The following is an 8,202-nucleotide window of genomic DNA, read 5'->3' as shown; positions in this document are numbered from 1 at the left end:
GTTTTATATAGAAAATATAATGGTCAGGACAGCGAAATCAGCGCCTTACTTGGGAAATGTGGGATAAAGGCTGTGCCGCGGTGTATTTGCTAATACTTCCTGAAGCCGCTCTGTCAGCGGAATATAAAGGCGCTTTTTTGTTTTACCTTGCGTCAGCGTAAAGGCACCGTCACTCAGATCCGACCATCTCAGATCGAGCACGTCATTGATCCTTTGTCCCGTGCCGATGAGCAGCTCGAAAATGAGTGCGGTGCGCGGGGGCGCTGCTCGGCGGAAGGCTTCGACCATTTCGGCGGGCCAAGGCTGCCGAACACGTCCCTGTGTCGGAATACTCTGGACCCCCTTGGCGGGGTTTTCATTCAGCCAGCCGATATCGATGCCGTGCTCGAAAAGCACCGACAGGGTGCTGATCTTCCGATTCGCGTCTGTCGGCTTGTCAGCGAGGGCATCGCGCATTTGGATGATGTGAACCCGTCGCAAGCTGGCGGGGTCGATGCTGCCCGCCGCCTGACTGAAATATTCCAAGTGGCGCTCATATGACTTCCGCGTGTTTGAGGCCAGCTTCGCCCAACGTGAGGAGCCGTGGTAGTGCTCGATCAACTTGTCCAGTGTTCTGCCGCTGGTTTGCACCCGGCCCGCAAGCAGGCGGGCGTATTCCACAGCAAACTCAGGTGAGCCTGGCTGTGCGGTGATGCGTGCACATGTCACACCACGAATGAAATAGATGTAGCCCCGCTTACCCTTCCGGTAGCAGTAAACGGGCAGGTCACGCTTCATTTCGGGCGTCTCCAGTCAATCAGGTCCGGGGTGAGGTCTGCTTTGGTCGTCACGGGTTCGGAGATCAAAGTGCCATCGGGCAGCAGGCGGACGGTGTTACCCGCCGCCGTCAGCTCCAGCATGGTTTTGCGGATCTCAGAGGCCCGCATGATGGGCTTCATGTCGCTCATGTGTTGGCTCCTTTGCTCGGCTTTCTGATTTCATGGGCCGCCTGCTTCAGCTTCGCGGTAGCCAGCAAGGTCGGCTTGAGTTCGTCCGGGGCTTCGTTGAATCGTACCGTTGCCCAGCGACTATTGAGACGGCTCAGCACTCCGCGCGAGACCAGCTCCCAGTTTGACGGGTCACAGTTCGTTTGGTCCCCGTCGAGGCATTTGAGAGCATGTCCGGGCGGGATGGGGCCGTGCTTCTGTTCCCAAAGGTAACGGTGTTTATGAACCGGCCTCGTTCTTGCCCCAGACCACGGGTTCACCTCATCGACGATCATCACGACATAGCCGTCTTTGCTGTCGATGCGCTCATGGCCGTGCCCGCGAAAGGTGTGCGGGACGTTGCCTTTCTTGAAGGCTGTTTTCATGCATTTCTCTCGCACATGCTCGGGCATGGGCTTCCCCTTATTCGGGGGCACGCTTCCAGGTTCAATCCTGCCAGTGCGACCAGTTTTCCAGCCCTTTCGGGTGCAGAGGGCTTTGAAGTTGTCGAAGCTCACATCGTCGCGCTTCCAGAAGCGGCAGAACGCGGCGTGAAGGTCTTTTCTGGGCCATTCTTTACGGGCCTCGATCCAGGCCAGTTCCTCTGGCTCGTAGTGAATGCGGGCGCCCTTCATGCCGAAGACCGTCCGATCTGGGGCAGCATGGGCAGGATCTGGTCGCCATGCTCGGCAAACAGCTTTGCCGCCTTGAGCTGCAGATCGGCATTGGCGGTGATCTGGTCCGCCACCTGCACGATCGCGCCAGCGCGCTTCACTTCCTGCTCGATGCGCTCAGCGCTCAACCCCTCTTCGCCGAGGCGTTCCAGCTGCGCGAAGAGGTGGTTATTCAGGTCGGCGAGTTTGTTCTTCATCGGGTAATCTTTCCTGTTTGAATTGCAGGCAGGGCATCAGTGGTCAAGGTTTTCTTGACAGCTGCCAGATCCGCCTTGAGCCGCTCATTCTCTGCTGCCCGCGCCGCGCAAAGGTCATGCAGGGCAGCGTTCTCGCGCTGCAGGTCCGCGATGAATGCCTGCAGCTCGCCCATCAGATCTGCGCCGCGGATCTCGCGCAGGGGGCTGGTGTCGATGGGGGCCATGAAGCTCATGATGCGCTCCAGAGGATGATGCAGGCCAGCACGGCCATGGCCGCGACGATCACCAGCGCTGCGACAGAGGGCAGGGGGAGCATGTCGTGATGCTCCGTGCCTGCGTCGAAAAGGCTGCGGCGTCCTCTCATGTCTCTCCCCTCAGTCTGGCCACCGCGTCCTGCGTGATGGCGATGAAATCGGTGTCAGGCCCATAGGTGTCGACCCAGAGGGCCTTATCGAGGTGGATCGCAATCTTTCCTGTCTCCATGTCGCCTTCGTGGTGACCATTGCAGAGAGGGATAGCTTGGCGGTCCGGGGTCTTGTCCTGCCCGAAGCGGCCGCAAAAAGTGTGGTGCGCTTCCGTGCGGGTCTTTTGCTGAAACCCGAAGGCGTCACAGATCACACAGGGCAGGCGGCGCACATCGGCCAGATAGTCGGGGTCCAGCTTGCCTTGCTTCTTGCGGCGGCTCTGCTTTGGCGCTCGGGTGGTGCCCTTGAGGCCCCTCCGTGGGGCCCCAGTCAGGTTGCCGGGGTGGATGCTCACCGGATCGGCCCCTTATGGTTCTCGCGGATCTGGCGCGGCTTGTAGCGCAGCGGGCCAATGTGCCAGCACCTACAGGCGGTGCAATGATATGGCTCCCTCGGGGTTTTGCGCTCTGGCATCCTGCGCCCTTTCGGGAAAGCTTTGTGGCGGGCACGGATCACCTTCCAGGCGAGGGCAGGGGTCGTGAAGGCCTCCTTGCCCAAGCACTGCGCCTCAACCGGATTGGCCATTTCGACAAAGGCGGATTGGTGGCGCTGGAAACTCATGCGGCCGCTCCGTCAATTATCCTTCGCATTTCCTGTATCTGGCGGAACTCGAGATTGACCCCAACGCGCTCAATTCTGGATACGGTGGAAGGCGAAACTCCGGCGAACTCGGCTATCTCGTGGTGGCTTTTACCCGACTTCAATGCAGCGCGGATAAGGGTGAAGGTGCGCTCATCGATGCGCTTGCACTTCTTATGCCCAAGGTCGAACTGCCATTCTGCAACGGATTTTGCAGCACGGATGTACATCTCATCATAAGACGTGCCCAAGGCATTGTTCACCCTACTGGCGAACCTGTCCCACGGCTCTTTTGGATGCTTTTCGATTGCCGCGAAAAGAAGCTCATCGGGGATTTCAATGTTGAACTTCATGATGACACCTCAACAGTTCCGATCTCCTGCTCGCACCGGAAAATCCACTCTTCGCAGTCACGAATATCTTCCGCGACCAGCGCCGCCCTCCCGGCAGTATCTTCGGCCAAATTAGGATGTGTCGCACTGGCTCTGGTCATCTCGGCCGCCCAGACGACGATTTCACGTCCCTCGATGAGTAAGGCTTTCATGGAGGCTGCCATCGCTCGCAGCTCCAGCACTTCCGCTGCCAGAGCGGGAGTGGCGGCGATCAGTCGGCTATTGGCAATTTCGACTTCGCGAGGGTAGCGCGGAGGCTCAGACCCTTCCTGCCCGTGCGGGGCAGGCTCATGGCCAGGCTGGCAGACAGCGTATCCTTCCTGTCCGGGACCAAAGATTACGCCGCGATAACCGCAGGTGCAGCCATTCTCATTCTCATGACGAAGATGCGCGCACAGCTCCCAGGGCCCTGGAGTTGCTTCCCCCACCAGCGCCCGCAGCTCCTTGTCTGTCAGTCTCTCGGTCATTCCACATTCCCCCCATCTGACCAGCGCACGCCGTGGCGGTCGCCGTATGATTGAACAAAGGTGATCAGGTCCGCGAACTGCGCCTTGCTCATGCGCGAGGTGCGGAACCCTGCCGGAAATGGCGGGGCATTCTCGATGCCCGGCTGCCAGATGATTTCGTGGCCCAGAGCCGACATGAATGCGGCCTTCCACAGCTCCGGGGCCATAGAGCGGCCCTCGGGCTTGGCGCGGGCGATATCGGAGAGCAGGGCCCAGAGCTTCGCGTTCTGGTCGAGGCTCCGGGTGCCTTCCTTGATCGTCACCACCGCATCTGCCGGTGCCCGCTCGATCAGGGCTTTCGCCAGATCACGCTGGCGGTCGCCGCGAATGATGATGGTCTGCCCCATCACACCGCATCCCAGACGCGCAGTTCGCGATCATAGACCTTGCGCACCTCGCTGGATCTGAGCCGGTGAGTGGCCGCCACAGTCTCGCAGATCGCGTCCATGTCGCCACCTTCGGGCAGGGAGCCGTGGTCACGGGCATAGGCCTGCATGCAGTCGAGCAGGGAGGATTTGATGCGCTCGGTCATGCCACGTCTCGGCTGCGATGAGACGCCGATGCACTCCAGGGGTGCGGCGTTCTGCACAGATCAGTCGCACTGCCAGTCTCATCAGTACCTTCCCCAAATACAGCGTTTTTCAGATCGATCAGGCGCGCATCCACCGCCTCAGCGCTTTCGGCCATTTCCCTTGCCAGGGCCAGAACCTCATGGAGCGCCCCATCGGGGGTGTTGCTACCTCCGCCATCGACAGCCTCGGGGACGTGGCCAATTATGGCACTGATTACACCCCTCACGGTATTGAGGGTCAGGCATGCAGTCTTGATGTGTTCGCGAATTTGAACGAGCTCTCCGCTCATGGCTCTCTCCTGTGGTTGGCGTTCAGGATGCTGGCCCGCACGGGGCCAGACACCTCAGCGCCACTCGGGAAAAAATGGAATTTCTTCGTCAAATCCGGCGCTTGAGGGGCGACCGCCGCCGCCAAACCCGCCGTTTGATGATCCACCGCCGTAGCCCTGATCCTGCTGGCCGTAGCTGCCCTGTTCGCCCCCGCGCTCACCGCTCGGACCGTCGAGCATGACCAGCTGGCTATTGAAGCCGCGCAGCACCACTTCCGTGCTGTATCGATCCTGGCCCTGCTGGTCCTGCCATTTACGGGTTTCCAGCTGGCCCTCGATGTAGACCTTGCTGCCCTTGCGCAGATACTGCTCGACCACGCGGACCAGGCCCTCGTTCGAGACGGTGACGGTGTGCCACTCGGTCTTTTCCTTGCGCTCGCCGCTGTTCTTGTCGCGCCACGTCTCGCTGGTGGCGATGCGCAGGCTGGCGATCTTGCCGCCGTTCTGGAAGCTGCGCACCTCCGGGTCGCGGCCCAGATTGCCGATGAGAATGACCTTGTTCACTGAGCCTGCCATCACTGCGCCTCTTCATTGTTTGTGGTTTCATTCGAAGGCTGCGAGAGGCGGGCCTTTGCAGCGTCCTTTGCGTCGATCACCGACTGATGCCCCTGTACAGCGCGGGGCAGGTCGCCCCAGATCGCTGCCAGCCGCTCGAGAGTATCCGCGCCGCTCAGCGCCTTGATGGCCATGTCTGCAGCAGTCGGGCCGGGGTCGCGTGGCGGCTGGCGCTGCTCCTGACGGGGCGGCGGGGCGGCCGCAGCGGCATTCCCATCGTCGTCTTCCGGCGCCACGCCCGCCATTGCCATAAGGCCGTAGCGGCGGGCATAGGTCATGGCCGAGCCGAGGCCCTGCATGTCGTTCTTCGACACCAGCAGCGGCACGGGGTTCTCGATGGTTTCACCGCTTTCGTGGGCGAGGATGGTGACCACAAAGCGGGTGCCATCGATCTCGCGCATTGGCTGGAAAACTGAGATGCCGTGCGCGTTCAGAGCGGGCAGGCAGGCTGCGACCACGCTCGCCAAGTCGGCGTAGCGGCTCTTGAAGGCCGGGTTGACGTTCTCTTTCAGGACCGGACCCATCTCAGCCTGTGCAGCTGCGAGGGCCTGATAGATCGAGGCGTGCACGGGGCGGGCAGCTACAGTGCTGATGTGCTCCTGCTTGCTCATGTCACACCACCGCCGGCAGGAAGATAGCGAGAGCCACCGCCAGCAGGCCGAGGCCAGCCGCGAAGCCCAGCAGATCCCAGAAGCCAACGGCGGGCTGCTCAACGGGGCGGACCGGGGGCCGGCTGAGAACGGTATCCATGTCCTCAGCCATGGCGCGGCCTTCTGCTGCGCGGTCGAGGTCGGTGGTGATAAGGGTGGGTACGGGCGCGGAACTGGCCCGGTCAATCCGTGCAAGGAAAGTCATTGGGTGATCCTTTGGTGGGTAAGGTCGCCCGCTCGGCACTGATCTGGGGAGTAGTAACCGAGCGGGCTGAGCGCGATGGGGAACCGCGCTGTTCAAATTCAACGGATGCTGGAGCCAAGGCATCGGCTGCAGGTCATCGGATTACCACCTTCGCCGCGAATATAATGGAACGGCTCAGTGGTATAGCCCTTTCCTGAACACTCAGGGCAGGGTAGCTCTCCTGCGACCGGAGAGCGGCGAAGGCTGCGATCAGCGTCCAGGAGGGCGTGAAGCCTCGTCGCGTCCTCCTGCTCCCAGATGAGCCTCTGCGCATCGATCTCCGGCGAGCGGTCATGCCAGGAAGGGCGCGCATCTGCTGTGGGGTCTGCGCGCCAGTGTTTCATGCCGCGTCCTCAAGGGGCGGATAATATGCCGGGATGTGCGCACGGCCGGTCAGCTGGCGAAGCACGTCCTCGACCACTGCGCGGCGCTCGATGATTTGGGAAGCAATGGCGGGATCGAAGCCAGCAGCGACCAGATCGGCGACAGCGGCCCCCTCGCGGGTTTCGTGCAGGCTGCCATCCTCTGCCCGGTATGCGGAAACGGTTTTCATCAGTGCACCCGGATCGGCTGGGCCTCGACAGGAGCAAAGCCCCGGAGGCGGTTGTGGCCGATCACGGTGAGCGGCGCGGGCAGGGTGACGTCACTCACCGGGCGGGCCCGATAGGCGCGGAATTCTTCAAGCAGCGCGGCGCGGATAACTGCGCCAGCAGGGGTTACAGAGAAGTCGGTCTTGCGGGGCATTTCGGATCTCCATCTGGGATGTCAGGCGGCTCATGTGTCGCGCCCTGATGAGATGAAGTTAATCCACGCAATGTGGACTGGTCAATATTAAAATTCACCAAATGTGGATTTTAACGGCAGGAGAGCCTTTCAGGGCATGGGATTTCTGGCTGATATTTTGCTTGCAAAAGTCGCCTGTTACGCTTTTATGAAGCAAGTTATATCAAAGCGTAACTTATAATGGAGACATGCGGAGGGGGTCTTGAGGTTTCGTTTTAGTTGACACAGCCCGGGTTGTTCCCGCTATGTTCTCAACATCGAGCCGGGCAGTGATACCGAACCGTCAGCCAAGCTGCCGCATGATTCCCGAGCACAGGCACTGATGTTCAACAGGGCGCGCCGCAAGAGCGTGGGGAATTTGCATGAAGGAAATTGATCGTCGTCTGGATCGCATGATCGAGATTGCGGAGGAGCTGGACGTCCCTCTGGACCATGTGGTGAAGCACATGGGCAGGTGTGATCAGAGCACTTTCCGCGCGTTTTCGGACAGTCCGTCTCTCTTGCCGCGATATATAAAATCGAGATCCAGGCCATAGAGGTCGCAGAGCTTCTCGGCGCTCTCCACCGGGATACGCCGGATACCCTTCACCCAGTTATTATAGGTGGAGGTGCCGAATCCGTGCCGATCCGCCCATTCTTTTTGGTTCAGATCAGAGAACGCTTCCCGAATTGCTTCGAGGCGCTGGCCTATTTCGATATAAAGCGGTACGTCTGCCATACCGCATAAATTCACAAATTGTGAAATATTCAGCAAGCCACCATTTGTGGACTTGATGAAATCCACATTGTGTGGATAATACTCTCTCATGGTAACCGCATCCAATCTTGCAGACGCCCTCGGGCGGAAAAAAATGGCAGACGCTCTCGGCGTTGGTCAAACGGCTGTCAGCAATGCCGTGGTTCGGGGATGGTTTCCCTCGTCGTGGTATCTCGCCGTTAAATCTCTTGCAGATGCTGCGGGGCAGGATTGCCCCCCGGGTCTATTCAAAATGCGCGCTTCTAATTCACCAAATGTGAACTCAGCGCGAAAAATTCAAGGCCGATCCAGCCGGAGCAGATCGTGAATTGGGCCCCTGCCGGATTTGCCAAGCGCCTGGCTGCCGTGGTTATCGGCTGCCCGGACTGCTCTCAGAGCAAAAGCAGCGCGGCTATGTCTGGGCCTGTCTCGCCCACGTCGACGCTGTCGAACAGCTTTGGTCCGACCGTCGATCTGGGACGTCGGGCCGAGCGCCAGTGCAATCGCAATCCCGATCTGGTGGCCCGGTATCTCGACCGTCACCAGATCCTCGGCAG

General features: G+C 60.3%; 19 protein-coding genes. All 19 read right to left on the bottom strand.

All coding sequences use genetic code 11. The features are described 5' to 3' along the window. Positions 1 to 45: 45 nt before the first annotated feature. Entirely contained in the window at positions 46 to 777 is a 732-nt protein-coding gene (locus tag EP867_RS18155; protein ID WP_128490873.1) for a tyrosine-type recombinase/integrase, read from the bottom strand. Then, a complete protein-coding gene (locus EP867_RS19935; protein ID WP_164888941.1) occupies positions 774 to 947 on the bottom strand; it encodes a hypothetical protein in 174 nt (57 codons plus the stop codon). The genes EP867_RS18155 and EP867_RS19935 overlap by 4 nt, the downstream gene beginning before the upstream one ends. Continuing rightward, positions 944 to 1,600, bottom strand: a complete 657-nt coding sequence (locus EP867_RS18150) for an HNH endonuclease signature motif containing protein (RefSeq protein WP_128490872.1) — start codon at positions 1,598 to 1,600, stop codon at positions 944 to 946. Before EP867_RS18150 ends, EP867_RS19935 begins: the two co-directional genes overlap by 4 nt. Then, positions 1,597 to 1,836, bottom strand: a complete 240-nt coding sequence (locus EP867_RS18145; RefSeq protein WP_128490871.1) for a hypothetical protein — start codon at positions 1,834 to 1,836, stop codon at positions 1,597 to 1,599. Before EP867_RS18145 ends, EP867_RS18150 begins: the two co-directional genes overlap by 4 nt. Next, positions 1,833 to 2,069 (bottom strand): hypothetical protein, encoded by a 237-nt coding sequence (locus tag EP867_RS18140; protein WP_128490870.1) that lies wholly within the window; start codon positions 2,067 to 2,069, stop codon positions 1,833 to 1,835. The genes EP867_RS18145 and EP867_RS18140 overlap by 4 nt, the downstream gene beginning before the upstream one ends. Beyond that, complete coding sequence (locus EP867_RS20475; protein WP_277749374.1) at positions 2,066 to 2,200, bottom strand: hypothetical protein; 135 nt, start codon at positions 2,198 to 2,200, stop codon at positions 2,066 to 2,068. Before EP867_RS20475 ends, EP867_RS18140 begins: the two co-directional genes overlap by 4 nt. After that, the gene (locus EP867_RS18135) at positions 2,197 to 2,595 is read right to left on the bottom strand and encodes a hypothetical protein (RefSeq protein WP_128490869.1); all 399 of its coding nucleotides are present in this window, start codon (positions 2,593 to 2,595) and stop codon (positions 2,197 to 2,199) included. Before EP867_RS18135 ends, EP867_RS20475 begins: the two co-directional genes overlap by 4 nt. Beyond that, entirely contained in the window at positions 2,592 to 2,861 is a 270-nt protein-coding gene (locus tag EP867_RS18130) for a hypothetical protein (protein WP_128490868.1), read from the bottom strand. The genes EP867_RS18135 and EP867_RS18130 overlap by 4 nt, the downstream gene beginning before the upstream one ends. Next, entirely contained in the window at positions 2,858 to 3,232 is a 375-nt protein-coding gene (locus EP867_RS18125; protein WP_128490867.1) for a helix-turn-helix domain-containing protein, read from the bottom strand. Before EP867_RS18125 ends, EP867_RS18130 begins: the two co-directional genes overlap by 4 nt. Further along, on the bottom strand, positions 3,229 to 3,738 hold the full coding sequence (locus EP867_RS18120; protein WP_128490866.1) for a hypothetical protein: 510 nt from the start codon (positions 3,736 to 3,738) through the stop codon (positions 3,229 to 3,231). The genes EP867_RS18125 and EP867_RS18120 overlap by 4 nt, the downstream gene beginning before the upstream one ends. After that, positions 3,735 to 4,124, bottom strand: coding sequence for a recombination protein NinB (locus EP867_RS18115; protein WP_128490865.1), 390 nt, complete (start codon positions 4,122 to 4,124; stop codon positions 3,735 to 3,737). The genes EP867_RS18120 and EP867_RS18115 overlap by 4 nt, the downstream gene beginning before the upstream one ends. Continuing rightward, positions 4,124 to 4,309 carry a hypothetical protein gene (locus EP867_RS18110; RefSeq protein ID WP_128490864.1) on the bottom strand — a complete coding sequence of 62 codons (186 nt, stop codon included), beginning with the start codon at positions 4,307 to 4,309 and terminating at the stop codon, positions 4,124 to 4,126. Before EP867_RS18110 ends, EP867_RS18115 begins: the two co-directional genes overlap by 1 nt. Beyond that, a complete protein-coding gene (locus EP867_RS18105) occupies positions 4,306 to 4,638 on the bottom strand; it encodes a hypothetical protein (protein ID WP_128490863.1) in 333 nt (110 codons plus the stop codon). The genes EP867_RS18110 and EP867_RS18105 overlap by 4 nt, the downstream gene beginning before the upstream one ends. A 54-nt stretch (positions 4,639 to 4,692) precedes the next feature. Next, on the bottom strand, positions 4,693 to 5,193 hold the full coding sequence (gene ssb / locus EP867_RS18100; protein ID WP_128490862.1) for a single-stranded DNA-binding protein: 501 nt from the start codon (positions 5,191 to 5,193) through the stop codon (positions 4,693 to 4,695). After that, a complete protein-coding gene (locus tag EP867_RS18095) occupies positions 5,193 to 5,843 on the bottom strand; it encodes an ERF family protein (RefSeq protein WP_128490861.1) in 651 nt (216 codons plus the stop codon). Before EP867_RS18095 ends, ssb begins: the two co-directional genes overlap by 1 nt. 1 nt (position 5,844) lies before the next feature. Then, positions 5,845 to 6,087 carry a hypothetical protein gene (locus EP867_RS18090; RefSeq protein ID WP_128490860.1) on the bottom strand — a complete coding sequence of 81 codons (243 nt, stop codon included), beginning with the start codon at positions 6,085 to 6,087 and terminating at the stop codon, positions 5,845 to 5,847. Positions 6,088 to 6,466: 379 nt separating this feature from the next. Next, positions 6,467 to 6,679 carry a hypothetical protein gene (locus EP867_RS18085; protein WP_128490859.1) on the bottom strand — a complete coding sequence of 71 codons (213 nt, stop codon included), beginning with the start codon at positions 6,677 to 6,679 and terminating at the stop codon, positions 6,467 to 6,469. Further along, the gene (locus EP867_RS18080) at positions 6,679 to 6,870 is read right to left on the bottom strand and encodes a hypothetical protein (protein ID WP_128490858.1); all 192 of its coding nucleotides are present in this window, start codon (positions 6,868 to 6,870) and stop codon (positions 6,679 to 6,681) included. The genes EP867_RS18085 and EP867_RS18080 overlap by 1 nt, the downstream gene beginning before the upstream one ends. A 499-nt stretch (positions 6,871 to 7,369) precedes the next feature. Next, positions 7,370 to 7,717, bottom strand: a complete 348-nt coding sequence (locus EP867_RS18075; RefSeq protein WP_128490857.1) for a helix-turn-helix domain-containing protein — start codon at positions 7,715 to 7,717, stop codon at positions 7,370 to 7,372. Positions 7,718 to 8,202 lie beyond the last annotated feature (485 nt).

It is taken from the genome of Falsigemmobacter intermedius (assembly GCF_004054105.1).
Classification (GTDB): domain Bacteria; phylum Pseudomonadota; class Alphaproteobacteria; order Rhodobacterales; family Rhodobacteraceae; genus Wagnerdoeblera; species Wagnerdoeblera intermedia.
This window is presented reverse-complemented; position numbering and strand designations above follow the sequence as displayed.

Bases quoted from the DNA above. Each gene is read 5' to 3' on its own strand.
- EP867_RS18155 (WP_128490873.1), bottom strand. From the start codon at position 777: ATGAAGCGTGACCTGCCCGTTTACTGCTACCGGAAGGGTAAGCGGGGC.
- EP867_RS19935 (WP_164888941.1), bottom strand. From the start codon at position 947: ATGAGCGACATGAAGCCCATCATGCGGGCCTCTGAGATCCGCAAAACC.
- EP867_RS18150 (WP_128490872.1), bottom strand. From the start codon at position 1,600: ATGAAGGGCGCCCGCATTCACTACGAGCCAGAGGAACTGGCCTGGATC.
- EP867_RS18145 (WP_128490871.1), bottom strand. From the start codon at position 1,836: ATGAAGAACAAACTCGCCGACCTGAATAACCACCTCTTCGCGCAGCTG.
- EP867_RS18140 (WP_128490870.1), bottom strand. From the start codon at position 2,069: ATGAGCTTCATGGCCCCCATCGACACCAGCCCCCTGCGCGAGATCCGC.
- EP867_RS20475 (WP_277749374.1), bottom strand. From the start codon at position 2,200: ATGAGAGGACGCCGCAGCCTTTTCGACGCAGGCACGGAGCATCACGAC.
- EP867_RS18130 (WP_128490868.1), bottom strand. From the start codon at position 2,861: ATGAGTTTCCAGCGCCACCAATCCGCCTTTGTCGAAATGGCCAATCCG.
- EP867_RS18125 (WP_128490867.1), bottom strand. From the start codon at position 3,232: ATGAAGTTCAACATTGAAATCCCCGATGAGCTTCTTTTCGCGGCAATC.
- EP867_RS18120 (WP_128490866.1), bottom strand. From the start codon at position 3,738: ATGACCGAGAGACTGACAGACAAGGAGCTGCGGGCGCTGGTGGGGGAA.
- EP867_RS18115 (WP_128490865.1), bottom strand. From the start codon at position 4,124: ATGGGGCAGACCATCATCATTCGCGGCGACCGCCAGCGTGATCTGGCG.
- EP867_RS18110 (WP_128490864.1), bottom strand. From the start codon at position 4,309: ATGACCGAGCGCATCAAATCCTCCCTGCTCGACTGCATGCAGGCCTAT.
- EP867_RS18105 (WP_128490863.1), bottom strand. From the start codon at position 4,638: ATGAGCGGAGAGCTCGTTCAAATTCGCGAACACATCAAGACTGCATGC.
- ssb (WP_128490862.1), bottom strand. From the start codon at position 5,193: ATGGCAGGCTCAGTGAACAAGGTCATTCTCATCGGCAATCTGGGCCGC.
- EP867_RS18095 (WP_128490861.1), bottom strand. From the start codon at position 5,843: ATGAGCAAGCAGGAGCACATCAGCACTGTAGCTGCCCGCCCCGTGCAC.
- EP867_RS18090 (WP_128490860.1), bottom strand. From the start codon at position 6,087: ATGACTTTCCTTGCACGGATTGACCGGGCCAGTTCCGCGCCCGTACCC.
- EP867_RS18085 (WP_128490859.1), bottom strand. From the start codon at position 6,679: ATGAAAACCGTTTCCGCATACCGGGCAGAGGATGGCAGCCTGCACGAA.
- EP867_RS18080 (WP_128490858.1), bottom strand. From the start codon at position 6,870: ATGCCCCGCAAGACCGACTTCTCTGTAACCCCTGCTGGCGCAGTTATC.
- EP867_RS18075 (WP_128490857.1), bottom strand. From the start codon at position 7,717: ATGAGAGAGTATTATCCACACAATGTGGATTTCATCAAGTCCACAAAT.